Source organism: Alishewanella aestuarii B11 (assembly GCF_000280055.1).
Taxonomy (GTDB): Bacteria; Pseudomonadota; Gammaproteobacteria; order Enterobacterales; family Alteromonadaceae; genus Alishewanella; species Alishewanella aestuarii.
In genome coordinates this window covers 27,459-54,083 of sequence record NZ_ALAB01000026.1, presented here as the reverse complement: position 1 = coordinate 54,083, position 26,625 = coordinate 27,459, and the positions used below count along the sequence as shown (strand labels likewise).

Below are 26,625 nucleotides of genomic sequence, written 5' to 3'. Positions count from 1 at the left end.
CTACTCGCGGTGATAAGGGTGATTGGTACTAATACTCCAGGCGCGGTACAGGGCCTCTGCCATCACCACCCTGACCAGCGGATGGGGCAGTGTCAGCGCCGAGAGTGACCATTTGGCTTCGCTGGCTGCAATACAGGCTGGCGCCAAACCTTCCGGGCCCCCAACCAGTAAGCAGACATCACGACCATCCTGTTGCCATTCCTGTAACTTGCCGGCCAGCTGCGGGCTGGTCCAGTTTTGACCCAGCACTTCCAGCGTTACGATGCGGCTACCTTTGGGTACTGCCGCCAGCATTTTTTCGCCTTCTTGCTCCAGAATGCGTTTGATATCCGCATTTTTACCGCGCTTACCAGCGGCAATTTCAATCAGTTCGAACGGCAGATCGCGGGGAAAGCGACGGGCATATTCCTCAAAGCCGGTTTGTACCCAGGCAGGCATCTTGGTACCTACGGCAATCAGGATCAACTTCATAACTACTTAACCGCCCCAGAGCTTTTCCAACTGATAAAAATGCCGGCTTTCGTCCTGCATCACATGCACGACAACACTGTCCAGATCCAGTAATACCCATTCACCCGAGGCTTCACCTTCGATGCCCAGTGGTTGGACGCCTTGTTTCTTCACTTCTTGCGCCAGGTACCCGGCAATAGACTTCGCGTGGCGGCTGGAAGTTCCGGAGCAGATCACCATAAATTCGGTGACGCTGGATTTACCCCGGACATCTAAGGTCACGATATCGCGGGCTTTCATGTCATCAACTTTGTCTACGACAAAGGCGACCAGTTCGTTTGTTTGCACCCTTATTCCTCATGCAAGCTAAAAGGGCGCTATTTTATCACACTTTGGCAGCGGAAACAGCGCAACCATAGAGCCCGTGTTGCTGAATATAACTAAGCACCGCTGGCGGTAGCATGGCCTGCACGGCTGGGTCCACAGCTAACTGCTCACGGACAAAGGTTGCGCTTTGTGGAAAATCCGGATTATCCAACAGCAGGATGCCACCGGCTGACCGTGTGCTGAGCTCGGCTAGGCTGATGCCGTATTGGGCGAGTAGCGCTGGTGCGTCGCCATCCTGTGCGCTATAGCCGGGGCGCTTAAGTACGATCAGATGGGCCAATGTCAGGATCTGCTGCCACTGATGCCAGCTGCGAAAATACTGCAGTGAGTCCATGCCAATAATAAAACACAGGTGCGCAGCAGGATCTTGCTGCTTAAGCAGCGTCAGGCTATTTACCGTATAAGACGGTTGTTGCAGGCTCAGTTCCAGCGCTTCGAGCTGCAGCTGTGGCTCTGCACTGATAGCCAACTCGACCATCCGTGCTCGCTCGGCACTGCTGACACCCGGACTGGCACGGTGCGGCGGCAGATGGCAGGGCATCAGCTTAATGCTATCTAAGGCGCAGTGCGTCAGCACATAACGTGCAACTGCCAGATGACCAAGATGGATCGGATCGAAGGTGCCGCCAAAAATCCCTACTAGTTTAGTCTGCGTCATACTGTTGCAAAGCAAAGGTTTTGGCTACCGGATGACAGAATAAGGTCACCAGATGCAATAACGCCAGTGTGGTGTTAGTCAGCTGGCCGGCTTTAAATAAGCGATCAAAGGCCGCCAGCTCCTGTAACAGATAGTTTTGCCAACCCCGGCTAAGTCGCTGCAGGGCTTGTTGATATAACGGCTGGCGTTTCGGCCAGATCGCCAATTGCTTAAACTGTGCGTTCAGTTGACCTTGCTGCTCCGCCTGGGCCAGCTGTTGCAGAATGCTCAGCTCTTTATGTAATTGCCAGGCGATAATCACCGGCTCAGTGTCCTGTTCCAGCAAGCGCTGCAGCCGGTGTGCGGCTTCGGCACTATGCCCGGCCAATACCGAATCGGTCAGTTGAAACACGTTGTAGCTGGAATGATCGGCTAAAAAGCGGCTAAAGGTCTCGGCGTCAATGCGGCTATCCGGATGGGTCAGTGCCAGCTTTTCCAGCTCCTGCCGCGCGGCCAGCAGGTTACCGGCACAGTGTTGCTGCAGCAAATTCAGCGCATCAGAGCTTAGCTGCAACTGTAACTGGCGGGCGCGTTGCTGCAGCCATTGCAGTTGTTGCCGCTCATCCAGTGGGTAAATTGCCACTTGCACGGCCTGCTCTGCCAGTTGTTTAAACCAGGCCAGTTTGCTGACTTCACTAAAGCTGCGACTGCCATGCACCACCAGCACGATATCGGGATGCAGTTTGGCAGCCAGTTGCTTCAATTGTTCGTTAACGGCAGCCGGTGGTTTGGCTTGCGCCAGTTCCAGTTCAATCAGCCGCCGCTCGGCAAACAACGACATGGCACTGAGTTCGTTATCCAGCTGTTGCCAGTCGAATTGGGCATCAGCGCTAAAACTCAGCCGCTCCAAAAAGCCTTGTGGTTTGGCCGCGTGCCGGATCGCTTCGATGGCTTCCAGTTTTTGCAGTGGCTCTTCGCCAAAAATCAGATAACCGGGCGCCAGCCCCTGTTGCAGCTGGGCTGGCAATTGATTGGCGTAGAGCTTCTGCATCAGCCCAGGCGTGCCAGTTGGCGGATAATCCGGTTGGCAGCCTGCTGACGTAATTCGCTTAACAGCAGCTCCAGTTCCTGGGCTTTCGCCAGGGCCTGATTCGGATCATCCTGATAATCGCGGTACAACTCGAACTGATAAAACTGTTCCTGCTCGCCGGGTAATTGGATCCGATACTCGACTTTGTAAATCAGCTCATATTCGGCGACCTGGCCATTGGCAAACAGCGACAGGGTGCGCCGCTTCAGCGTGTCGCGCACCAGCTGCAGCGCCGGTCTGTCTTGCTGGTAACTGCCCAGTAACTCGACCTGATTTTGACTAAAGCGCTGTTTTAACAGCGCGGCCAGCTCAGAGTGCGCTTCGCTTTGCACATAGATGGCCGGAAACTGACTGAGCGGCAGATTGCCGCGCAGGTGAAAGCCGCAGCTGCTCAGCAGACTGAGCAACAGCGCCAGCAGTGTCAGGCGCCAGCCCATCTTAGCCCACCACCAGATTAAGCAGTTTACCCGGTACGTAAATCACCTTTTTCATGGCGACGCCGTCCAGATAACGCTGCACATTCTCATCCAGTCTGGCAATGGCCAGTACCGCATCCTGCTCTGCAGCAGCCGGTACGGTAATTTTAGCGCGCACCTTACCGTTGATTTGCACCACCACCAGTTTCTCGTCTTCGACCAGAGCGCTCTCGTCGACGCCAGGCCAGGCGACATGTTCAATCAGGCTGTTGTTACCCAACTCGGCCCACAAATACTGCGCTACATGTGGCACGATCGGGTTTAATAACTGCAGCAGCGCGTTACAGGCCTCGTGCATCACAGCACGGTCCAGCGGCGTGGCCAGACTGGCTTTTTGCAGCTTATTACTCAGCTCCATTACCGCCGCGATAGCGGTATTAAAGGTATAGCGCCGACCGATATCATCGGTAACCTTGGCAATGGTTTTATGCAGCTCGCGGCGCAGGGTTTTCTGCTCGTCATTTAGCGCGTCTAGCTGCAGTTCGCCTGGCGCACCTGCTGCCAGCACATCATGGATCAGCGTATAGATCCGCTTGATAAAGCGGTGCGCGCCTTCAACGGCGGAATCTGACCATTCCAGTGTTTGCTCTGGCGGCGCAGTAAACATCATAAACAAGCGCACGGTATCGGCACCGTACAGATCGATAACTTTTTGCGGGTCGATACCGTTGTTTTTCGATTTCGACATCTTGCTCATGCCGGCAGATAACACCGGCTGGCCGTCGGTTTTCAGGATGGCCTGGGTAATGCGGCCCTTCTCATCGCGCTCAACCTGTACGTCCTGCGGCGAGAACCATTCTTTGCCGCCATTGTCGGTTTCGCGGTAGAAAGTTTCGGCCAATACCATGCCCTGACATAACAAGCGTTTAAACGGTTCGTCGCTTTGCACCAGACCGACATCGCGTAACAGTTTATGGAAAAAGCGGGCATACAGCAGGTGCAGGATGGCGTGTTCAATGCCGCCGATATACTGATCAACCGGTAACCAGTAGTTGGCTTTCTCCGGATCCAGCATCGCCTGATCATAATCCGGGCTGCAGTAGCGGGCATAGTACCAGCTCGATTCCATAAAGGTGTCGAAGGTATCGGTTTCATGGAAAGCGGCTGCGCCCTGATATTGGGTTTTCGCCCATTCCGGATCGGCTTTAATCGGCGAAGTCACGCCGTTCATCACCACATCTTCCGGTAAACGCACCGGCAGCTGCTCGGCCGGAACCGGCACCACGCTGCCATCTGCCAGATTTAACATTGGGATTGGCGTACCCCAGTAGCGCTGGCGTGATACCCCCCAATCGCGTAAGCGGTAGTTCACTTTAACTTCGCCCTTGCCCAGCTGTTGCAGCTTGGCAGCAATAGCGCTAAAGGCAGCGGCAAAGTCCAGGCCGTTAAATTCGGCTGAGTTAATCAGCAGACCTTTTTCGGTATAAGCCGCGTGCTCCAGTGTGACGCTGCTGCCATCCGCTGCGGTAACCACTTGCTTAATCGGTAACTGATACTTGGTGGCAAACTCGTAATCACGTTGGTCGTGGCCCGGCACCGCCATCACGGCACCTGAACCGTAGTCCATCAGGACAAAGTTGGCGACCCAAATCGGGACCTGCTCATCTGTCAGCGGATGAATGGCATACAGGCCGGTGGCACAGCCTTTTTTCTCCATCGTCGCCATTTCCGCTTCGCTGACCTTGCTGCCTTTAATATCTTCGATAAAGGCGGCCAGGGTGCTGTTGTGCAGTGCCGCTTGCTGCGCCAGCGGGTGCTGGGCGGCTACCGCGACATAGGTCACACCATACAGCGTGTCCGGACGGGTAGTATAGACTTCCAGCTCAGTATCACTGTCAGCGACGCCAAAACGGATATTGACGCCCTCGGAGCGGCCAATCCAGTTTTTCTGCATGGTGCGGACTTGTTCCGGCCACTCGGTTAGCTGCTCCAGATCCTCTAATAACTCTTCGGCATATTGAGTAATACGAATAAACCACTGTGCCAGCTCGCGCTGCTCAACTAAGGCGCCGGAGCGCCAGCCACGGCCATCAATAACTTGTTCGTTCGCCAGTACGCACTGATCCACCGGGTCCCAGTTTACCGTCGCCATCTTTTTATAAACCAGGCCTTTTTCATACAGCTTGGTGAAAAACCATTGTTCCCAGCGATAATAATCCGGTTTGCAGGTAGCAATTTCCCGATCCCAGTCGTAACCAAAACCCAGCCGTTTCAGCTGTGTTTTCATATAATCGATATTGGCGTAGGTCCACTTAGCCGGCGCGGTCTTGTTATTAATCGCAGCGTTTTCAGCCGGTAAACCAAAGGCATCCCAACCCATAGGTTGCAGCACATTTTTACCCTGCATCCGCTGAAAGCGGCTGATCACATCACCGATGGTGTAATTGCGCACATGGCCCATATGCAGGCGGCCACTTGGATAAGGGAACATCGATAAACAGTAAAATTTCTCTTTGTTTGGATCTTCAGTTACTTTAAAAACATTCTGATCCTGCCACTGCTGCTGCAGGGCGGTTTCAATCTGCTGCGGGTTATATTGCTGTTGCATTGAGCTCTTCCAGAAAAGTCGGGGACGACCCGGCCTCAGCCTCAGGCTGAAATGGGTAAAAAAAATTGGCTATAGCATACCTTAGCCGCGGTTTGACAACAATAAGCTACCCTTTGTCTATACTCAGAATAGCGTTGCTAAATTACCAGTGGAGTACAAGATGGCAGACTTTAACGCGAAATACCGCAACTGGCTTAAAGACCTGAGTCAGACACTGCAACAGGCAGGGCAAGAACAGTTGCAAAGTATGCTTGATGTTGCCGACACCCTGAAAGCTTATCTGAAAGCTGGCAAGGAGCTCAGTGCCTATGAGACGCAACTGTTTCTGGAAACGCTGAAAAGTCAGTGGCAGCAAGGGGCTGCCGAGGAGCAGCAACCTTCGATGTGGACTGAGGAGCTGTGGGAGCAATTAAGCCAAATTACCGACCGGACACAAGTAGAGTGGGCCGAGCTGATTGACGATTTCCAACATCAGGGCGTGTATTATCAGGGCGAATATGTTGGCATGGGCCGCTATCGCTGCAGTCAATGTCAGCACAGTATCGATTATACGCACCCGGCCGAGCTGTTAAGTTGCAGCCACTGTGGTGGCGTACAATTTTTCCGTGACGGCTTGCCGGTATAGCCTTGTCAGTGCTGTACAAGGTAAATGACTTCGGGTAAAACAGGCTATTAGTCAAATTTGGAACTGCGTAACAGATGTCGCTGAAAGTATTTGCCTGTATTGATGCCTCACCCTATGCTGAGGCAGTTTGTGATGGTGCGATCTGGGCCGCTAAGGCGCTGACCGCGCCCCTTAGTCTGGTGCATGTGATTGACAGGGCACAGCATACCCAAACTCCGGATTTAAGTGGCAGTATCGGTTTGGGGTCGCAGGAAGTGTTACTGCAACAACTGGCAGAGCTGGATGAACAACACAGCAAGCTGGCATTGCAGCGTGGCCATCATATTCTGGATGCGGCGCATGCCCGGGCCGGCGCCGCCGCAGTCGCTGAGATCAGCGAAGTGATGCGGCACGGTCCGTTACTGGAGTCATTAAAGGCACTGCAGGATGATACCCGGTTATTGGTATTGGGTAAGCGAGGCTTAAGCAGTACCGATGCGCATGGTCAACTGGGGATGCATATCGAGATGATTATCCGCAGTATGCAAAAGCCTATTTTACTGACGCAGCAGCGTTTTTCCGCGCCGAAGCGGGTGATGCTGGCCTATGATGGCAGCGCTACCGCGCAAAAGAGTCTGGAAATGCTGGCCGCCAGCCCGCTGTGTCGTGGCCTACCGGTACATCTGGTAATGGCCGCAGTACGCAGTGAACAAGCCGAAAAACAACTGGCCGAAGCCGCCAGTGTGCTAACGCTGGCCGGTTTTGATACCCGTACCGCGATAGTGACCGGCGAGCCGGACGAGGCCCTGCACCAGTACCAGCAGGAACAAGTCATTGATCTGCTTGTGATGGGCGCCTACGGCCATTCGCGGATCCGGCAGTTTATTCTGGGTAGCACCACCACGGCGATGCTGAGTAAAGCCCGCTGCTCAATGTTAGTGTTACGGTAATTACTGGCGCTTGCCATAAAGATAAAGAGTAGCGTGATGTCGAAGAAAGTCTATTGTGTGGCACAGTTTCTGCCAAAAGCCGGTAAAGAAGCTGAGCTATTTAAGGTGTTGCAAAGCTTAGAACCTAATACGTTGCGGGAAGACGGCTGTTTGCAGTATGTGGTGACCCGGCAGATCCAGAGTCCTTTTGCTGATGGTACGAGTTTTCCGATTGCTTTTAATGAAATCTGGGCCGATTTAGCCAGCTTTGAAGCGCATTGCCAACGCGCCGAAATTAAAGCCTTTTTTGAACAATATTGTCTGGCAGAAAATGGGCTGGCGGCCCGGTGGAATGTCTGTATTTATACGGACGAGCCAGCCAACTACGATGCACCTAAACTGAGTTAAGCGTTAAGCTTAGTTTTTCGGACACGACAGGTCGCTTAAGCAACCTGCTTTTCTGCCAGATGTAACTCCATCAGCGCCTTTAATAGCCGGAACAAGCGGATAGAGGCATCGATTTCTTCCTTGCGGTTAGTCAGGCTTTCAACGTTCAGGCCCAGCGGCACCTCCAAATTCGCGCAGTGGGTTAAGATCTGTGTCAGATTATCGCGGCAGATCTTAATCGATTCGTTCAGTGGGTTTTCGGCATCCAGAATACGATAACGCGAGGCCTGTGGCACCGAAATACCGAGCCATTGCATAAAATCCAGCGTCTGTTCACTGCCGCACGGGGTAAAGGTTAAAATCAGACGTTTTGGCGTCAGACCTTGCTGTTTACAGCTGCGGGCATAGCTGGTAATCAGATCAATGGTCGCCTGGGCGTTATATACCGCCTGCGAAATAAAGAACTGACAGCCCTGGGCCGCTTTATCAATTAAGCGTAAATGTTCATCGCCTTTTTTGGCATGGCGTTCGGCAATGGCAACTCCACCCAAAAAGAAGCTTGCCGGATGGGCGGCGAGCTGCTGATAGGCATGCGGTAAACTGAGCTTGATCTGGCCATGTGATGAAGGGCTACCCACTAACACCAGATTTTTCAGGGCAAAGGTTGCGGCACTTTCACTAAGCCAGTGCTCAAATTCGCTGCTATCACGCTGAGCCACACTTTTATAGGTAATGACATCCTGCGCCGATAGCTCGCGTAACAACCGGCTGTATTCGCGCGGGTCCAGAGTGCTCTGAAACGGGAAAGGCCGTTCGGTGGCAACCCGGCTACTTTCATCCTGAATATCATAGACAATCAGGCCATCGTATTCGAGCTGTTGCAAACGGCCTAACAACTTACCCGCGATCCGCGAGCTTTTATCAGCAGCGGTGCCGGCTTTGGGCGGGGTAGTACCGATTAGATATACCCCTTGCTGTGGATCTGCAATTTTCTCTGCCAGTGATAATGCCATAATGCTGTTACTCCAAAACCTGGTAGCATAAGTATACAGCTATTTAGACGTCTGGCTATCCATTTTACGTGAAAGTTTTTCCAATCAAGATGAAAAAAATTCAAGTTGAGCCGGCTAAGGCGACAAGGCCAACTTAGCCGCCATCGTGCAGCAGTGCGCCCTTAACGGCCAACTCTGTCAGTAAGGGTAGCGCAAATTCGGTCAGTTGCGCTGCGCTGTAGGGCGCGAGTTGTGGTGCCAGGCTGGCAGTCACTTGTGGCAAGGTTTGTCCCGGCTGCTCCGTCAGCAGATGTAACAGCAGTAAGCTGGCCTGATTTAACTGCACAAAGATCACTTCATCCTGCCAATCGCGGTAGATCAGAAAGGCCTGGCCTGGTCCGGGTTCGTTAACCTGATAATCCGGGCTCAGATGCTGCACCGGATACTGGTATACCGCTAACAGGCTGGCTTCGGTTAGCCTTAACCTGGCCGACATTAGTTGTGCCGGTATCACGGCCTGCTGTGCTGACGTGACGGCTAGTGTCCCGACATAGAGCTCAGCCCATTCGTAATGGGCCAGTTCGGCTAAAAACGGCGGATCGGCGGCAGCGGGCTGATATTGCTGCAGAAAATCGACAAATTGCTGGGCAATATGCAAGAAATAGGGCGAGTGACAGCGATAATCGGCAAAAAAGCGTTGTTTCAGGCTTAGCCAGGCATCGGGCTGATACAGGGTGCTGAGTACCGGGAAGGCATTATCGATAAAGCCGCTGACGTTATTAAAAAACAACTGCTGATAGATTTGCAGCCGTGCTGTTGGCACCGTCTGATCCGCATAGGGCTCTTGGGGATGGCGAATTGCCCGGGCGAACGCCAGTTGGGTTTGCTGTAAGTTAGGGGTTGTCGGCTCAGTCATACTGCTGCTGGTCTCGGGCTGGCAACTTGCTGCAACTGCTTAATTTGAGACAGTTCCTGGCAAAGGTCGGCCAGCGGCGGGATATTAAAGTCGCGCTCGTACAAGGTTGGTTTTACACCATGCTGCTGATAGCTAAGGCGCAACAATTGCCAGACCGGATCAGGAATGGCAGCGCCATGGGTATCAATCAGTAAGTCGGCCGCTTGCTGGTAATGTCCGGCAATATGGTAGTAGGCAATGCGCTCGCTTGGCATCGCAGCTAAAAAGGCACCGGCATCGTAGCCATGGTTGATGGAATTGACATAGATATTATTTACGTCCAGCAGCAGCGGGCAGTCGGCTTCCGTAAGCACCGCCAACAGAAATTCCAGTTCACTTAATTGCTGTGCTGGCGCGGCATAGTAGGAGACATTCTCGATAATCAACGGCCGCTCCAGGATCTGCTGCACCTGTTTAATCCGGGCCGCCACATAATGTACCGCTTCCTCAGTAAAGGGGATCGGCATCAGGTCATACAGATGGCCGTCGGCAGCGCAATAACTCAGATGTTCGCTATAGCGCAGGATCTGATGCTGGTCGAGAAAGTGTTTTAACTGCTGCAAGAAATCCAGATCCAACGGGTCCGGGCCACCAATATTTAACGACAGGCCATGACAAAAAAACGCATAGCGTTCGGTCAGTTGCCGAAAGTCTTTCGCCAGTTTACCGCCATAAGGTAACCAGTTCTCTGGCGCAACCTCAAAAAAATCGATGATAGCCGGCTTATCTGCTAACAGTTCTGGCAGCAGCTCGCGGCGCAGGCCAAGGCCTGCGCTGCTGCTACTAAAGTGAGCGAGTGGTTTCATTTGGCGTTAGATAGAGCCGCATTTACCTTCGCCGCACTTCATTTCTTTGGCTTTATCACTGGCTTTTTTCTTGGCATCAGCGGCTTTTTCCTGACCGGCAGCTTTAGCTTCAGCGGCCTTAGCTTTGGCATCGGCTTTATGCATCTCGGCACCGCACTTGCCTTCACCGCATTTACCTTCGCCACATTTCATTTCTTTGGCTTTGTCGGCAGCCTGCTTTTTGGCATCTGCCATTTTTTTCTGCATTTCGGCACCGCATTTGCCTTCACCACACTTACCTTCACCGCATTTCATTTCTTTGGCTTTATCGGTGGCTTGCTCTTTTACCTTAACTTTAACCCCGGTATTGTCCTGAGTAGTCACTTGATAGGCCATACTCAGTTGCTGCGCCTGAAACGGGTTGCTATCGGCCAGGGCGCTGCCCGAGGCCAGCGTTAAGGCACCTAAAGCGAGAGTTAATTGCGCTTTATTAAGTTTGTTCATTTCTTTGTCTCCAGTGTCAGTAGCATGCGAATAAGCCCGCGTGAACAGCCTGGCGGACTTTACTTGATTTTTAATACTATGACAGAAACGCTATTCAGGAAAGCCTGCCGCCTCTTATTTACGGGGCATTGCGGAAAGTTGGCGTCAGTCTGGCTTGACGCTTTAGACGGATCTTTTTAATGCACGCGATAAAAACGGCAAAAATAGTCGACGATGGCTGTTGCATCCAGGCGTTGAAACTTTAGTTGATGCCGCTCCATCAGCGCCTTGCCCAGGGTTCTGAGCGTATACTCCAGTGGTGCACCGGTCGGCCGCTCTAACTGGTGCTCTTTAAACAAAAAGTCCAGCGCTACCGAGGTATAGGATTTGCCAGGCTGCGGTCTGGCCAGCTCCAGCTCCTGCAGGCGAACCCCCAGGTTACGGATTTTTTGCAGGCAGTCGCGCTCGTTCATCTGATACTCCGGTTTACAGTTATCGCACTTACCTGCTTATCGGCGTTAACGCAGAAAACTTTAGCCACAGCCTACAGCGCAGTAACCGGCTTTTTGTTACTATATAAAAAACTTACCTTTATTGTTAAGGCACTAAATGACGCAATTAGAGCAGCAACTGGCATTGACGCCGGCACAACTTGGCCCGCAACTGGATTCAGCACTGGTCTCCGATATTCTGCAGCAACCCGCTGTTCCCGCCGCCTTTATCGGCCAGGACCGCGCCCGAACCGCACTGGAGTTTGCCATTGGGATGGATATGCCGGGCTATAACCTCTATGTGATGGGAGAGCCGGCTTTGGGGCGCTTTACGCTGGTACAGGAAATTCTGCAGCTGGCCGCCAGTGAAAAAGCCACGCCGGAAGAGTGGTGCTACCTGAACAATTTTGATGACGAACGGGTACCTATTACGCTGCGCTTGCTACCGGGTGAAGGCCGGGTGCTGGTCAAAAAGCTGGAAAGTTTGATTGATGATTTGCTGGATACCTTTCCGGCTGCCTTTGATAACCCTGGCTATCAACGCAAGAAAAAAGCCATTCACCGGGCCTTTGATGAGCGTTATGAACAGGCCATCGAACAGGTCGAAAAGAAAGCGCTGGAAAAGCAGGTGGTATTGTACGAAGAAAACGGTGCTGTGAGCTTTTCGCCAATCATTGATGGCAAGCCTTTGGATGATCAGGAATTTACTAAGCTATCCGAAGAGCAGCGGCAGTATTTCTATGATTTGGTATCGGAGCTGGAAACCATCCTCAACGAACAGCTGTTGGAATTGCCGCAGTGGAAGCGGGAATTGTCGGAGAATTTGCGGGCGCTGCGCAAAGATACTATTGAGCAAGCGATTAAGCCGATGCTGAAAAAGCTGGAGCATCACTACAATGCCGAGTTGGGGGTCTTAAAATACCTGCGTGAGATGCGACCGGAACTGGTGAAAGCGGTAATGGAGCTGCTGCCGGATGAGTCGGAAGGCGAGAAGGGCGAGGAGCCGGTTAGCCGCGAAATCTTTATCGAGGAATTTGTGCCTAATGTGCTGGTACATCATGAAACGATGTCTGGCGCGCCTATTATTTTTGAACCCAACCCCAGCTATGGCAACCTGTTTGGCCGGGTGGAATATAGCTCGGCCGGAGGTTCCTTATTTACCAATTACCGGATGATCCGCCCCGGCGCTCTGCACAAAGCCAATGGCGGTTATCTGATCCTGGATGCTGATCGGCTTTTAACCCAGCCCGCAGTGTGGGATGCATTAAAGCTGGCATTAAAGGCCGGTGAAGTGGTGATTGATACCCTTAGCGATCATGCGGTGACGAACTCAACTATTATTACGCCGCGCGCCATCCCACTCAGCGTTAAGGTGGTGTTGTTGGGGTCGCGTGATCTGTACTATTTAGTGCAGGATTTCGACGAAGAATTTAATGAGTTATTCCGGGTATTAGCTGATTTTGAGCACTATTTACCATATTTGCCGCAAACCTTAAGCGATATGGCAGCGCAAATTCAATTGCAATTACAGGAAATGGGTTTGCAGTCGTTAAGTAGCTGCGGGCTGCAGCAGCTATTACAGTTTAGTTTCCGCCAGGCTGAACATCAGCGTAAGCTGTCTGCCCGTTTTGCCGATGTACTGGAGTTAGTGCGTGAAGCCTGCTTTTTTGCGCGGCAGCAGCAGGCTGAACAATTAACCAGTGAGCATGTCCGCCAGGCGCTGGCAGGAAAAAAATACCGTACCGGCCGCATCAGTGAGGCGTTTTTAGAAGATATTCAGGAAGGACATATTCTGATCGATACCGACGGCTTGGCAGTCGGTAAGATCAATGGCCTGACGGTACTGGAAATCGGTGATACCGCCTTTGGTACCCCGGCGCGGATCAGCGCGACGGTATTCGCCGGTTCCAGCGGCGTAGTGGATATCGAGCGAGAGGTGGAGCTGGGTAAAGCAATCCACTCCAAGGGCGTATTATTACTAACCGGTTATCTGGGGGCCAAATATGCTCGCGATTTTCCGCTGACCTTAAGTGCGAATATTGCAATGGAGCAGTCTTATGGCCATATCGATGGCGACAGCGCCTCATTGGCTGAAGTCTGTGCTCTGATCTCGGCTATTACGGAAATTCCAATCCGGCAAAGTCTGGCGGTGACCGGCTCGATTAACCAATATGGTCAGGTACAGGCAATAGGCGGCGTGAATGAAAAAATTGAAGGCTACTTCCGGCTTTGTCAGTCGCGTGGTTTGACTGGTGAGCAAGGGGTGATTATTCCGGCCAGTAATCAGTTAAATCTGGTGCTGGATCAGGACGTGGTGACTGCGGTTGCTGCCGGACAGTTCCATATTTACACCGTCAAAACCGTGGATCAGGCATTAGAGCTATTAACCGGTGAAGTCGCAGGTGAACGTAATAACCGCGGGCAGTATCCGAAAAAATCACTTAATGGTCGGGCGTTGTTGCGTTTGGCGGAGATTGCCGAGCTGGTAAACGGCAGCGTTGAAGAATAGCTTACCCGACAAAGCCTCGGAGTAGTTGCGAAAGTACAAATGAAGCTGCATCAAGCAGCTTCATTTATTCATGATATTGTCGTAGCTGTTTAACTTGCATGGAAATTATAGCACCGTTGTTAACGCGTTAAACGCCAGTGGCGGAACAGGGCGAAAACCAGTAGCAAAGTACTCAAGCTGAATAACGGTAGATTTCCCAACTTACTGTAGAGCGTCTTAGCCTGCGTCAATTGCAGGGTGTCGCTTAGCACCGCTTCAGTAAACTGTGGTGCGCGCTCTCTGATGCGGCCATCGGCATCTATGGTCGCGGTGATGCCATTATTGGTGGCGCGTAACAGCGGTAAACCGAATTCCAGCGCCCGCATGCGGGCAATTTGCAGGTGCTGATGCGGGCCTATACTGTCGCCAAACCAGGCATCATTACTGACGGTCAGTAACAGCTGGGTCTCGCTGGTCAGATTGGCGCGGATCTGCGCCGGGAAGGCAATTTCAAAGCAGATCGCAGGCAATAAATGAAAGCCATTAGCAGTCAGGTTGGGCTGCACATAGCTGCCGCGGTTAAAAGAGCTCATCGGTAAATCGAAAATCGGTGCCAGCTGGCGCAGGAAGCTCTCAAACGGCACGAATTCGCCAATCGGCAGTAAATGATGTTTGCTAAAGCGGTTGGCATGACCATGGAAATAGTGACCACTGCCGGCATCGGCAGTTTGTTTACCCAACACAATCAGATTATTCCAGGCTTCCTGGGTTTTCAGGTTGTAATCGATAATGCCGGTAATGATCGCTGTATCGCTATAAAACGCTGATTTATCCAGGTTATCCAGAAAGTCATCGGCCAGAGGTTCAATACGCGGTACGGCGGCCTCCGGCCAGATCACCAGTTGGTGTTGACTCAGGTGCGGCCGGGTCAGATCCAGATACTTCAGCATGGTTGGCCATTCCTGCTCCGGCACCCAGCGCAGCTCCTGCTGCACATTGCCCTGTACCAGCAGCACACTTAACTGCTCGTTACTATGTTGCCAGCCTTTAACTTGTGCCAGCAGTGGGCTAAGCAGGCAAAGTAGTACGCTGACTACGGCTGGCCAGCAGCGCGCAGGCCAGGAAAGAGGCTGTAGCAGATTGGCCAGACTGGCGGCGATAAAGACCAGCACTGCGCTGATGCCGATTTCACCAAGCAGCGGCGCATAGTGTCTGAGCAGTGAATCCGTTTGACTGTAGCCGAGCGATAACCAGGGAAATCCGGTTAGAAGGATGCTGCGCAGCCATTCACTTAAGGTCCAGCATGCCAACAGCAGCAGTGGTAGGGCGAGGGTGCCCAGCAGGCGACGGCTGAGCCAGGCGGTAAAGGCCGGAAACAGTGCCAGATAAGCGACTAACAGCGCCATTAAACTCAGACTGCCGGCCAGCGGCAAACCACCAAACTGGTCGATACTGACATGTACCCAGCTAATGCCAAGCCCAAACCAACCAACACCATAGCTAAAGCCATAGCCGGCGGCCTGGCGGGGACTGGCGCTGTTGGCAATGGCCGCGCTAAACCAGGCTAGCGTTAATAGCGGCAACCACCAGAGGGTATAGGGAGCGAAAGCCAGAGTATTGGCTAAACCGGCCAGCAGTAAACTTACGGCAACCAACCAGGGTCGGGACCACAGCGCTTTAATGATTAGCTTCCTTCTGTTTCGCTCTGCCGGGAGCGGATCACCTGTAACTGCATCAGGCGGCGGCTATTGGCTTTACTGACTTTAAAGGTCAGATCGCCCAGCGTAATCGCTTCGCCCTTTGCTGGCATATGGCCAAAGGCATGCAGCACTATACCGCCGATGGTATCCGCTTCTTCCTCGTCAAACTGGGTACCAAAGGTTTCGTTGAATTCATCCAGTGGCGTCAGAGCACTCACCTGAAATACCCGCGATGCCATCTTCTTGATATCGTGCTCTTCTTCATCGTCGTGCTCATCTTCAATCTCGCCGACAATTTGCTCCAGAATATCTTCAATCGTCAGCAGACCAGAAACACCGCCGTATTCATCCACGACGATTGCCATATGGTAGCGTTTTTGCCGGAACTCCCGCAGCAGGGCATCGACTTTCTTACTTTCCGGGATGATGACCGCCGGGCGCACCAGGTCGCGCCACTGCCAATCGGTATTGCTGGGGTCCAGTGCATACTGCAGCAAATCTTTGACTATCAGAATGCCTTCGATATGGTCTTTGTCTTCATTTACCACCGGATAACGGCTGTGATTGTTTTCCAGCAGAATGGGTAGGACTTCGGCCAGCGGTTGCTCAATATCCAGCGTGGCCATCTGGGAGCGGGGGATCATAATGTCGCGGGCCCGCATATTGGATACGTCCAATACACCCTGCAACATATTTTTGGTATCGGTATCAATCAGTTCGCGAACTGCCGCTTCGCTGATAATGTCTTCCAGATCCGAGATATCCTGTGGCTCTGCGCTAAAAATGCTGCCAATACGTTCTAACCAGCTACGCGACGCAGAGCCGCGACTAGAGTGGGGATTGTCGTCACTCATCAGTGAACTTTAGCTCCATAACAATTGAACATCAGATTTCATCCAGTAAATAGGGGTTGTTGATACCAAGCTGTTGCAGGATTTGAATTTCTTCTGCTTCCATCTGCTCAGCATCAGCGTCATTTATATGGTCAAATCCCAATAAATGCAAGCAGCCGTGCACCACCATATGTGCCCAGTGTGATGCCGGCGGCTTGCCCTGCTCAGCTGCTTCCGTAGCAACGACTTGCGCACAAATCACCAGATCGCCAAGCAGCGGCAGCTCAATACCGGGTGGACACTGAAACGGAAAACTCAGCACATTAGTCGGTTTGTCTTTGCCGCGGTATTGCAGGTTCAGTTGCTGGCTTTCTGCGGCATCCACAACCCGGATTGTGACCTCAGCCTGCTCCTGAAACGGCAGGATGGCCGCGTCCAGCCAGGTTTGAAACTCGGCAGCATCAGGCAAGTCGTGAGCACTGCTGGCCAGTTGTAAATCCAGGATGATGCTCATCGGCGACTCCCGCTACGTGCTGGCTCATCAGTTTTTGGCTGCGCCGCTTCATAGGCTTCATAGGCCATCACAATACGCTGTACTATCGGGTGGCGTACCACATCTTTGGCATTAAAGAAGTTAAAGCTGATTTCCGGCACCGCACTAAGCACATCAATCGCATGTTTCAGGCCTGAATACTGACCGCGCGGCAAGTCGACCTGTGTCACATCACCGGTGATCACGGCTTTAGCGCTAAACCCGATGCGGGTTAGAAACATCTTCATCTGCTCGATGGTGGTGTTCTGGCTTTCATCCAGAATAATAAAGGCATCGTTCAGGGTACGGCCGCGCATATAGGCCAGCGGCGCTATCTCAATCACGCCACGTTCCAGATACTTCTCGACCTTTTCAAAACCGAGCATTTCAAACAGGGCGTCGTACAGCGGGCGCAGGTAAGGGTCGACTTTTTGCGCCAGATCACCGGGTAAAAAGCCCAGTTTTTCGCCGGCTTCTACCGCCGGACGGGTTAACACTATGCGTTTGACCTGGCCACTTTCCAGTGCATCCACTGCGCAGGCCACTGCCAGATAGGTTTTACCGGTACCGGCCGGGCCTATGCCGAAACTCACGTCATGTTGCAGCACGTTTGCCACATAGGCAGCCTGATTCGGATTGCGGGGTTTGATTAAACCTTTTTTGGTTTTTAGTGAAAACTCGCGCTGGGTGCCTTCCTGCCCCTGATATTGAATATCAAAGTGTTCACTAATGGTCAGATGTACCTGCTCCGGGCTGATAGCTTGCACTTGCTGCTGGTCATTCAGCGTTTGCTGGTACAGCTCGCGCAGGATCAAGGCGGCGGCGTCAATATTGGCCGTGGGGCCATCGATACGGAGCTGGCCGGCGCGATGGCTGATCTCGACCAGTAAGCGCCGTTCCAGATGCTTCAGATTATCGTCATAGGGGCCGCAGAGTAAGGTGAGCCGCCGGTGGTCGGCGGGCTCAAGTTGTAATTCAATACTGCTACTGTCGCTGTTCAAGCTGGCTCTCTCTATTGGTTCAGACGCGGGCTTAGGGGATGTATGCGGTCACGCCTAGCTCATCAGTTTTTGGCTGCCGGGCCAGAATTTGTGCCGGTGCGGTCTGGCGGCGCAGCTCCATTTGTTGTTCAGTTCGCAATACAGTACCACGCAATGAGTTACTGAATACATCGGTGATCTTAACATCAACAAACTGACCAATCATCTCGGGTGAGCCTTCGAAATTCACTACCCGGTTGTTCTCGGTACGGCCGGTCAGCTCCATAATATTCTTTTTCGAGGGTCCTTCCACCAGGATCCGCTGTTCCGTGCCCAGCATACCACGGGCGATTTTTAATGCCTGCTGGTTAATCCGGTCCTGCAGAATATAAAGGCGCTGCTTTTTGGTGTCTTCGCTGACATCATCCGGCAGATCGGCGGCTGGCGTACCTGGGCGGGCGCTATAGATAAAGCTAAAGCTCATATCAAAATCAATCGCCTGGATCAGGTCCATGGTCGCCTGAAAATCTTCATCGCTTTCACCGGGGAAGCCGATAATAAAATCGGATGACATGCTGAGGTTAGGGCGGATCTTCTTCAGTTTACGGATCTGCGCTTTATATTCCAGTGCGGTATGACCGCGCTTCATCAGCGTTAAAATTCGATCCGAGCCAGACTGCACCGGCAGGTGTAAATGGTCTACCAGCTCCGGCACATCACGATATACTTCAATAATATCGTCGGTAAATTCCACCGGATGCGAGGTGGTATAACGAATACGGTCAATACCGTCGATGGCCGCTACTAGGCGCAGTAGTTCAGAGAAATGACAGATACCGCCATCATGGGTGGCGCCGCGGTAAGCATTGACGTTTTGCCCCAGCAGGTTGACTTCACGTACCCCTTGTTGGGCCAGTTGGGCAATTTCAAATAGCACATCATCCAGTGGCCGGCTGACTTCTTCACCGCGGGTATAGGGCACCACGCAGAAGGTACAGTATTTCGAACAGCCTTCCATAATGGAGACAAAAGCAGTCGGACCTTCGGCCTTTGGCTCTGGCAGACGGTCAAATTTCTCGATTTCCGGGAAGGAGACATCAACTACCGGTGAGCGGTCACCGCGCACGGCATTGATCATTTCCGGTAACCGGTGCAGGGTTTGCGGGCCAAATACGATATCAACAAAGGGCGCCCGCTCACGGATGGCACTGCCTTCCTGTGACGCCACGCAGCCGCCAACACCGATAATCAGCTCCGGATTCTTTTCTTTCAGTGGCCGCCAACGGCCCAGCTGGTGAAACACCTTTTCCTGAGCCTTTTCACGAATCGAGCAGGTATTCAGCAAGATCACATCAGCCTCTTCTGCCTCTTCGGTCAGCGTATAGCCATGTGTGGCATCCAGCAGGTCCGCCATTTTCGATGAATCGTATTCGTTCATCTGGCAGCCCCAGGTTTTAATATGCAGCTTCTTACCCATTATTCTTGCCTGTGTTGTCGCCTGTAAAAAAGGGAGCGTATTTTAGCCTGTCTGACGACGCAGTACCAGAGTAGCACGCTAAAGTATTCCATTCAGAGTAAGCGCTGGCGCGTAGTGATATAACCGGCGTAGAAAATCACCAGCACTCCGGCAACCCAGCTCATGGTTACCGGCTCCTGCCAGAACAGGTAACCAAAGGCGCCGGCAAAGATCACACTGCTGTAAGTCCACATGCCAATATCACTGGCCGGCGCTATCGCATAGGCACGGGTCATCGCTAACTGACCTACCGCGGCCAACACCCCCATGCCCAAAAATGCCAGCCAGACTTCGGTATTTAGCGGCTGCCAGTAAAAAGGCACCGGCACCGCCGACAGCACAGCGGTTAACAGCGAAAAATAAAAGACGATACGCACCGCCGGCTCGGTATCAGACATATAGCGGATAGTGGTTTTGGTCACCGCGACCAGGATCGCAGACGCCAGCGCCACCAGTAAGATCAGATTCAGATTAGGGTCCGGGGTGGGTAATGCCAATACCACGCCGGCAAAACCGAGCACAATGCCGGCCAGCGTGATGCGCGAGGGCCGCTCTTTTAGCCAGAAGCGGGCGATGATTGGCACCATAAAAGGGGAAAGTAGCAGCACCAGCATGCCCTGTGCCAGTGGCAAGCGCGCCAGCACATAGAAAAAGCAGTACATCGAAATAATGCCGGTCAGGGCCCGGCTGGCATGCAGATACCAACGCCGTGTTTTCAGAAGGCTAAAACCGTGTTTAAACAAAAACGGCAGCATTAGCAGCAAGGCAAAGAAATTACGGAAAAACACCACCTGGGCTTCACTAGCGGTGGCGCTGGTAAATTTGACGATAGCGCCAATGCCGGCAAAACAGGCCTCGGCCAGCAATAACAGCAGGGCACCTTTAACGAGATGGGGAGCCATAATGCATCCGGCGAATTACAAAGCCGCCAGTATACCGCTGAATCGTGACAAAAGCCTGAACCAGCGACTAAACAGCGTTTAAATCTGCCAGTTTTCGTTTTCACTGTAAGGCGCCGGCGCAAATTGTTCTGATTGCAGCAACGCCAGCAGGGCATCGGCAGGTAGGGGTTTGCTAAACAGGAAGCCCTGGATCAGATAGCAATGGCGTTTATTAAAGAACGCCAACTGCTGTTCGGTTTCTACCCCTTCCGCCACGCAATACAGCCCCAGACTGCCGGCCATGCTAAGCATGGCATCAATAATGGTTTCGTCGTTATGGTCGATACCGATGTCCTGCACAAAGCTGCGATCAATTTTAATCGCATCCAGTGGCAGCTCTTTTAGGTATTTCAGTGAAGAGTAGCCGGTACCAAAATCATCCAGCGCCAGCTTAATACCGGCGTCGCTAAGTGATTGCATGGTGCGGATCGCACTTTGCTGATCGCGCATCAGCGCACTTTCGGTAATTTCAAAACGCAGTGCATGGGCTGGTAACCGGTATTTTTTCAGTAGTGCCAGCACGGTTTCCGCCAGTGCCGGTTGTTCCAAGTGTTGGGTGGTCAGATTGACTGATAAATAGAGTGCATAATCGGCCTGGCGCCATTGCTGCAGATCTGACAGCGCCCGTTCCAGTAATTGTTGCGTCATATTGACGATTAGTCGTAAATCTTCGGCTAACGGAATAAATTCCGCCGGCGATATCATGCCGTCGCTGCTTTGCCAGCGTAACAGTACTTCCGCACCGACAATACTATGCTCGCGGCTGTCGATAATCGGTTGATAGAAATTAACAAACTCCTGCTGCGCTATGGCTCTGCGTAAGCGGGTTTCCCGCGCCAGTTGCATATGGGCTTTTTCGTTCATTTCCCGGATAAAGAACTGGAAATTATTGCGCCCGGCTTCTTTGGCATGGTACATGGCGACATCCGCATGCTTCATCAGCTCAGTGCCATTTAACGCATCATCCGGGTAAATGGCGATGCCAATACTGGGTGAGACGGCGACGGTCTCGGAGCCAAGTTGCATCGGCTCACTGATGGTATGCAGCATTTTGCGGGCGACATGACTGATGTTGTCGTTACTCTTATAGCCCTCCAGCAATACGACAAACTCATCGCCACCCAAACGGGCAACCGTATCGCTGTCGCGTAGTGTCAATTTCAGGCGCCGGGCAACCTCTTTTAACATCAGATCGCCGATATCATGGCCCAGAGAGTCATTGATATGTTTGAACTTATCTAAATCAAGGAAACACAATGCCAGTGAGCGCCGCTCGCGTTTGGCCTGCTCGATCGCATGCAGAATGCGGTCCATCAGCAGGGCCCGGTTTGGTAAGCCGGTTAATGCATCATAGTTGGCCAGATAGCGTAACTCGTCCTCGGCTGCCTTTTGTGCGGTGATATCAGTAAATACCAACACAAAGAAACTGACGTCCTGTTCGCCGACTGCACTGATATTAATCAAGGTCGGACGTTCGCGGCCATCAGGCGTGATCACCTGCTCTTCGCCCTGCCAGTGATCGCCTTTGGCCATGGTTTTCAGCAACTGGGTGTAATAGCGGCGACGTACCAGACTGATCCCAAGATGATGCACCCGCGGGCTGTCAAGATAAGGTTCGATACCGCCAAAGGCCTGGCAGAACGACTGGTTTGCCGCCAACACCCGTTGCCGGGTATCCAGGATCACCACCCAGTCGCGGGTTTGCTGGAAGGCTTCACCAAACAGCCGGGCTTTCTCTTCGTTGGCCTTGGTTTCGGTAATGTTGCTGTAGGTGCCGGTGACACGGCTGGGCTGCAAAGCACTGTCCAGTTCGATCACCCGGCCCCGGTCTCGGAACCATAACCAGCGGCCATCCTGATGGCGCATCCGATAGGTGATATCCAGCATTAGCTCGGGTTGAGCCAGTACTCTTTGCCACTGTTGTTCAACATTGGCCAGATCGTCGGGGTGGATCAGCGAGCAATGTTGTTGCCAGGTAATGCGGTTCATCAGCTCTGAGGTGCCGAGCATTCTCGGCAGGCGGTTAGACTCCAGGTTATTATTACTGGCCTGCCACTCAAAGGCGCCGCTGTTAATCGACGATAGCGCCTGATTGAGCCGCTGTTCGCTGCTTAACAGTTCTTTATGGGCGCGTCTTAGCAATAGCTGCTGCTGGCGCCGGCGCTGCCAAACTAGTAAGGCTGCCAGCATCAATACTAAGGTATACAGCAGATAAGCCGGCACAGAGCGCCATAAGGGTGGGGTGATAGTCAGCCACAGACTGGCTACTTCACTTTGTTCGCCGGTCAGGGGGGAGATTGCCAGCACATTAAACTGATAGCGGCCCGGTGTCAGTTGCGGAAAAATCACCTGGTTGCCTTGTTGCTCGGCAGTATGCTGTTGCTGTTGACCGCTGAGCCAGAAACGGTAGCGCAGCCGGTGATTTTGCTGAAAGCTCATAGCGCTGAACTGTAAACGAACGCCACTTTGATTATAGGGCAGGGTAAAGCTGCGATTATTTAAAAAGCCCTGTGCTACCGGCTGTTGCAAACCGAGGTTGGCGAACTCAGTGATAACGACTCGCAGTGGCACCTGCTGGTAATTCACCTGCGCCGGGGAGAGCAGCATGACGCCATTTTTGGCGCCAAAGGCCAGACGACCATCACTCAATTTTAACACTGCATCCGGGTTAAAATCGTAGAATGCCAGACCATCAGCTTTACCAAAATACTCAACTTGCAGATTGGTAGTATCCACTCTGGCCAGGCCATGGCGTGAGGAAAACCAGAGATCGCCCACAGCATCACTGGTCAATGCCAGAATTTCGTCACTGCGTAATTGGGATTGCACTGAGAAATGTTTCAGTAATTCAAAGGTGTCGGGTTGAAAAGCATATAAGCCTGCGCCCTTGATCCCAAGCCATAACACGCCATTGGCGCTGAGGTGCAGTGTCGAGGCATAGCGGTTTAACTGCGGACGCTGATCCGGCAGGCTGAACACCAGTTCTAAGTCTCCGCTGGCAGGATCATAACGCCACAGCTTGTCTGAGGTGCTGAGTAACAGGGTTTTGCCATTGTCGGCCGAACCCAGAAACTCACCAAAGTATTCCATTGGCAGTGCGGCAGTCAGCTGTTCCAGCGCGGTGATCTGGTTTTGTTCAGGGTTGTACCGGTAAATTGCCTTGTTTTGCACAAAGTAAAAAGTGCGCTGAAAATAAAACAGTGAATGTAACCCTGGACCGAGCAGATCGGCCTGGGCAATGGCAATGGGTTCTAACTCACCACTGGCCGGGTTAAAGCGTTGCAAGCCGGCATAATAACTCTGCAAATACAGTTTGTCGGCATGTGCGACCAGTTTCTGGATCCGGCCCTGGTGCAGACTGGGTGCGGCATTCGTATTCACCAGGTACTGTTTAACTTCAGCAGTTTGCGGATTAAGCCGGTTTAAACCATTCTGGGTTGCCAGCCAGATATCACCTTGCAATTCAGTCATTGACTGTACATTGGGGTGGCTAAGTGCAAAACCGGTGTTCGCAGACCAGCTCTGGAAGGCATCGGTTTGCGGATGATAATAAAATACGCCTTCGCCCCGGTTTGCCAGCCAGAACCCCCCTTCGTTATCCAGGGCGATATCAACCAGCGTATTATCCTGTAATTGCTGATTGCTTTGGCTAAAACACAGTAATAATTCAGGGACGCTTTGGCTGGCGGTCAGTTGCCAGAGTCCGCTATCTGTCGCGAGTAGCAGACTGTCGCCGCGGTAGCGTAGATGCCAGATATTCCGTTCTGCCACCAGGGTTTGTGCCTGATATGGCGTACCATGGTGCAGAAATTTGTCGATATCCTGCCGCGCTATACGGTAGAGACCGCTGACAGTACCAACATATAGCTGCTCGGTTGTTGCCAGGAGGAACTTGGTATGTTGTTGTGCCGAGGTTGGGGTAGTGATTGTTGATGGCAAATGTGGCAGGTAATGATGCTCGCCGCTGTTCAGGTCCAGATGGATCAGGCCATTAAAGGCGGCGATAAACAGCTGCTGCTGTTGCACCAGCAAATGGCGGATCCAGCCGGCGGGGTAACCAATATTCGCCAGATCGAACACCTTGTCCAGTTGCCGATCTTTAATACGCAGCCGGTACACGGCCTGATTCACCACAAATAGTAAATGCTCAGCATCTAATTCAGTAACTGTGAGGATGGTGGCTTCTACCGGATGTCCGGGTTCACGCGGCGCTTTTACAAACAGCTCAAAATCACCGCTTTGCACGTCATAGAGGTACAAACCGGTATGATCCGCACTGAGCCAGAGCCGGCCCTGGCTATCTTCCAGAATATCGTTAAAGGCAATTTCCGACAGACGATGGTCTTTGCTGTGCAGTTCGATTAACTGATTGCCATCATAACGGTTAATACCGCCGGCCGTGGCGATCCACAGGAAACCATGGCGATCCAGATGCAGATCTCTGACCATGCCGTTGGATAAGCCTTGTTCCGGCGTTAATGGTAATAATGTTGTTTGCGCTTGCACGCTCAGCTGGCTGCAGATCAGCAGTAGCAAGGCAACAAAGACTGTTCGCACTAATTGTTCCTTTCACTGGTCAGGTCGGCGCTGCGTCACTGCTCTGATATCTGGCTATTGTATTGAAAAGACAGCGCCGGCGAACTCAGGCTGATAGCAAAGCTACCTGAGTCGGCTAAGCAACATATAACGAGCAGACAGGGTTTGTCCAGTCTGTCGCGATACGCTAAGTGATCTGTCGGCGCAGAGGTTTAGCCTGGCATTGCGACAAACCATAGCAGGCAACAGCACAGGCACAGTAACAGCAGCCAGATATAGAGCTGATAATCGAGCAGGGTCAGCAGCCGTCTGACATCTGCGACCACCGGCTCATAGCGTTGTTGTAGGCGTGGCCGGCGAACTTCATGTTGCTGATAACGAGCCGGACCGCCCAGACTTACCTTTAGGGTACGGCTAAGTTGCTGTAACAACAGGCGGCGGCTAACAGGAAAGGCTTTACCCTCAGTCCGCTCTACCGGAGCTTGTGCCTGACGGCCAATACTTTGCAGGTGCAACAAAATGGCGCCAAGCAGATAAGCTGGCACATTAAACAGGCGGCTGCACAGCGCCGCGGCACGGCCAAATTCCCGGAACTCAGGCCGTTTAACTGACCACTGCTGACTGGCTATCTGGCATAAGCGACAGCACAGGGCGCCGGCGGCACCGGCAATAAGGTACCAGAAGATGATCGCCACAACCTGTTGCTGAAAGCGTACGGTCAGGCTCTCCAGCGCGGCCTTTACCAACCCTAACTGACTGAGCGCTTTGCTATCGCGCAATAGCAGTAGTTGAGCTTGTTGCCTGGCTTGGGCCAATTGCCCTTGCTCCAGCTGGCGGCACAACGATAGTCCCAGCTGGCGGTAGCCGGCCCAGCTAAAACAGCAGAGTAAGATAATGGCATCCAGTAACAGGGGCCAGGATGACATCAGATAGAAGCCATACCACAATAGCAAGGGGAGACTCAGCACTAACAACAGCGCCAGCAAACCGGCAAGACGCTGTTGTGCTGCGGGACGCCGGGCATCGGGATGGACTTTCAGCGCCAGTTTCTGACAGAAGCGGGCGACCAGGCTAACCGGGTGCAGTTGCAGGCTGACCGGCAGCAGCCAGGCAGCCAGCAAACTGATCGCGCAAAGTGCTGCGGCAAACAGCAGCGATTCGGCCATCCGTCAGTTACAACGTTAAGTCGCCAACTGCTGCCAGTAACTCCAGCACCATGGCAGAGCTGTGCTTGGAGGCAACTTCAAGATAGGCATCAAAGGATTGCGGCGATTCTTTGCCGGCAATATCGCTGAGGCTGCGGATCACAACGAAGGGGGTTTGCAGCATATAACAGCTTTGTGCAATGGCGGCGCCTTCCATTTCTACTGCCAGCATCTCTGGAAATTGTGTGCGGGTGCGGGCAATCCGCTCCGGATCGCACATAAAACTATCACCGGTAGCAATCAGCCCTTTCTTGGTTTTACAAAAACCCAGGGTACTGATGCTTTGCTCTGCGGCCCGTACCAGCGCCGGATGCGCGATAAAGGCCGGTGGCATCTGTGGCACCTGACCTAACTCGTAACCAAAGGCCGTGACATCGACATCATGATGCCGGACCTCGGTACTGATCACCACATCGCCGACATTCAACTCCGGATCAAAACCGCCTGCTGAGCCAGTGTTAATAATACAGTCGGGTTTGAACTGACAAATCATCAGCGTCGTCGCCACAGCCGCAGCAACTTTACCGATGCCTGATTGCACCAGCACCACCTGTTTGCCGGCCAGTTCACCCAAATAAAAGGTATAGCCGCCCAGCTGCTCGGTACGAACCTGGTTAATTTGTTGTTTTAGCAGGGCGACTTCCTGCTCCATCGCCCCAATAATACCAATCAGTTGCATG

24 protein-coding genes are annotated in these 26,625 nt (G+C 52.7%); 4 read left to right on the top strand and 20 right to left on the bottom strand.

Going from position 1 to position 26,625, the window contains the following annotated elements; genetic code table 11:
- Genes rlmH through leuS form a run of 6 tightly spaced genes read right to left on the bottom strand, consistent with a single transcriptional unit; the run spans position 1 to position 5,588 of the window.
- Positions 1-471, bottom strand: coding sequence for a 23S rRNA (pseudouridine(1915)-N(3))-methyltransferase RlmH (rlmH, locus tag AEST_RS09490; protein WP_008608716.1), 471 nt, complete (start codon positions 469-471; stop codon positions 1-3).
- 6 nt (positions 472-477) lie between these two features.
- A complete protein-coding gene (gene rsfS / locus AEST_RS09485; RefSeq protein ID WP_008608715.1) occupies positions 478-798 on the bottom strand; it encodes a ribosome silencing factor in 321 nt (106 codons plus the stop codon).
- A 37-nt stretch (positions 799-835) separates the two neighbouring features.
- The gene (gene nadD, locus AEST_RS09480; protein ID WP_008608714.1) at positions 836-1,495 is read right to left on the bottom strand and encodes a nicotinate-nucleotide adenylyltransferase; all 660 of its coding nucleotides are present in this window, start codon (positions 1,493-1,495) and stop codon (positions 836-838) included.
- Positions 1,482-2,525, bottom strand: a complete 1,044-nt coding sequence (holA, locus tag AEST_RS09475) for a DNA polymerase III subunit delta (RefSeq protein WP_008608713.1) — start codon at positions 2,523-2,525, stop codon at positions 1,482-1,484. Before holA ends, nadD begins: the two co-directional genes overlap by 14 nt.
- Positions 2,525-3,001 (bottom strand): LPS-assembly lipoprotein LptE, encoded by a 477-nt coding sequence (locus tag AEST_RS09470; RefSeq protein WP_008608711.1) that lies wholly within the window; start codon positions 2,999-3,001, stop codon positions 2,525-2,527. The genes holA and AEST_RS09470 overlap by 1 nt, the downstream gene beginning before the upstream one ends.
- 1 nt (position 3,002) lies before the next feature.
- The gene (gene leuS, locus AEST_RS09465; protein WP_008608709.1) at positions 3,003-5,588 is read right to left on the bottom strand and encodes a leucine--tRNA ligase; all 2,586 of its coding nucleotides are present in this window, start codon (positions 5,586-5,588) and stop codon (positions 3,003-3,005) included.
- Between the two features lie 160 nt (positions 5,589-5,748).
- Between leuS and AEST_RS09460 the strand changes: the two genes are divergently transcribed.
- From AEST_RS09460 to AEST_RS09450, 3 genes are all read left to right on the top strand, one after another.
- Entirely contained in the window at positions 5,749-6,213 is a 465-nt protein-coding gene (locus AEST_RS09460) for a zinc ribbon-containing protein (protein ID WP_008608708.1), read from the top strand.
- Between the two features lie 74 nt (positions 6,214-6,287).
- Positions 6,288-7,142, top strand: coding sequence for a universal stress protein (locus AEST_RS09455; RefSeq protein ID WP_008608706.1), 855 nt, complete (start codon positions 6,288-6,290; stop codon positions 7,140-7,142).
- Positions 7,143-7,178: 36 nt separating this feature from the next.
- Positions 7,179-7,529, top strand: coding sequence for a putative quinol monooxygenase (locus AEST_RS09450; protein WP_008608705.1), 351 nt, complete (start codon positions 7,179-7,181; stop codon positions 7,527-7,529).
- A 35-nt stretch (positions 7,530-7,564) separates the two neighbouring features.
- Here the strand turns inward: AEST_RS09450 and AEST_RS09445 are convergent, their stop codons facing one another.
- From AEST_RS09445 to AEST_RS09425, 5 genes are all read right to left on the bottom strand, one after another.
- Positions 7,565-8,521: a hypothetical protein gene (locus tag AEST_RS09445; protein ID WP_008608704.1), complete on the bottom strand. Its 957-nt coding sequence runs from the start codon at positions 8,519-8,521 to the stop codon at positions 7,565-7,567.
- A 133-nt stretch (positions 8,522-8,654) separates the two neighbouring features.
- Positions 8,655-9,416: an HvfC family RiPP maturation protein gene (locus tag AEST_RS09440; protein ID WP_008608703.1), complete on the bottom strand. Its 762-nt coding sequence runs from the start codon at positions 9,414-9,416 to the stop codon at positions 8,655-8,657.
- Positions 9,413-10,261, bottom strand: coding sequence for an HvfB family MNIO-type RiPP peptide maturase (locus AEST_RS09435; protein ID WP_008608702.1), 849 nt, complete (start codon positions 10,259-10,261; stop codon positions 9,413-9,415). The genes AEST_RS09440 and AEST_RS09435 overlap by 4 nt, the downstream gene beginning before the upstream one ends.
- Before the next feature lie 6 nt (positions 10,262-10,267).
- The gene (locus AEST_RS09430) at positions 10,268-10,744 is read right to left on the bottom strand and encodes an HvfA family oxazolone/thioamide-modified RiPP metallophore (RefSeq protein ID WP_008608701.1); all 477 of its coding nucleotides are present in this window, start codon (positions 10,742-10,744) and stop codon (positions 10,268-10,270) included.
- Positions 10,745-10,920: 176 nt separating this feature from the next.
- Complete coding sequence (locus AEST_RS09425) at positions 10,921-11,196, bottom strand: hypothetical protein (RefSeq protein ID WP_008608700.1); 276 nt, start codon at positions 11,194-11,196, stop codon at positions 10,921-10,923.
- A 136-nt stretch (positions 11,197-11,332) separates the two neighbouring features.
- On the opposite strand from AEST_RS09425, the gene AEST_RS09420 reads away from it, so the two are divergent.
- Positions 11,333-13,723, top strand: coding sequence for a Lon protease family protein (locus AEST_RS09420; protein ID WP_008608698.1), 2,391 nt, complete (start codon positions 11,333-11,335; stop codon positions 13,721-13,723).
- 119 nt (positions 13,724-13,842) lie between these two features.
- Here the strand turns inward: AEST_RS09420 and lnt are convergent, their stop codons facing one another.
- The 9 genes from lnt to mtnN all read right to left on the bottom strand — a co-directional run bounded on the left by lnt (position 13,843) and on the right by mtnN (position 26,624).
- Positions 13,843-15,357, bottom strand: a complete 1,515-nt coding sequence (lnt, locus tag AEST_RS09415) for an apolipoprotein N-acyltransferase (protein WP_008608697.1) — start codon at positions 15,355-15,357, stop codon at positions 13,843-13,845.
- Between the two features lie 29 nt (positions 15,358-15,386).
- Positions 15,387-16,256, bottom strand: a complete 870-nt coding sequence (locus AEST_RS09410) for an HlyC/CorC family transporter (protein ID WP_008608695.1) — start codon at positions 16,254-16,256, stop codon at positions 15,387-15,389.
- A 31-nt stretch (positions 16,257-16,287) separates the two neighbouring features.
- Complete coding sequence (gene ybeY / locus AEST_RS09405) at positions 16,288-16,749, bottom strand: rRNA maturation RNase YbeY (protein ID WP_008608693.1); 462 nt, start codon at positions 16,747-16,749, stop codon at positions 16,288-16,290.
- Complete coding sequence (locus AEST_RS09400; RefSeq protein ID WP_008608692.1) at positions 16,746-17,768, bottom strand: PhoH family protein; 1,023 nt, start codon at positions 17,766-17,768, stop codon at positions 16,746-16,748. Before AEST_RS09400 ends, ybeY begins: the two co-directional genes overlap by 4 nt.
- Positions 17,769-17,799: 31 nt before the next feature.
- Positions 17,800-19,224 carry a tRNA (N6-isopentenyl adenosine(37)-C2)-methylthiotransferase MiaB gene (gene miaB / locus AEST_RS09395; protein ID WP_008608691.1) on the bottom strand — a complete coding sequence of 475 codons (1,425 nt, stop codon included), beginning with the start codon at positions 19,222-19,224 and terminating at the stop codon, positions 17,800-17,802.
- A gap of 92 nt (positions 19,225-19,316) precedes the next feature.
- Entirely contained in the window at positions 19,317-20,165 is an 849-nt protein-coding gene (locus AEST_RS09390; protein ID WP_008608690.1) for a DMT family transporter, read from the bottom strand.
- Between the two features lie 78 nt (positions 20,166-20,243).
- Complete coding sequence (locus AEST_RS09385; protein WP_008608689.1) at positions 20,244-24,761, bottom strand: EAL domain-containing protein; 4,518 nt, start codon at positions 24,759-24,761, stop codon at positions 20,244-20,246.
- A gap of 191 nt (positions 24,762-24,952) precedes the next feature.
- The gene (locus AEST_RS09380; RefSeq protein ID WP_008608688.1) at positions 24,953-25,906 is read right to left on the bottom strand and encodes a cobalamin biosynthesis protein; all 954 of its coding nucleotides are present in this window, start codon (positions 25,904-25,906) and stop codon (positions 24,953-24,955) included.
- 7 nt (positions 25,907-25,913) lie between these two features.
- Entirely contained in the window at positions 25,914-26,624 is a 711-nt protein-coding gene (gene mtnN / locus AEST_RS09375; protein ID WP_008608687.1) for a 5'-methylthioadenosine/S-adenosylhomocysteine nucleosidase, read from the bottom strand.
- Position 26,625 lies beyond the last annotated feature (1 nt).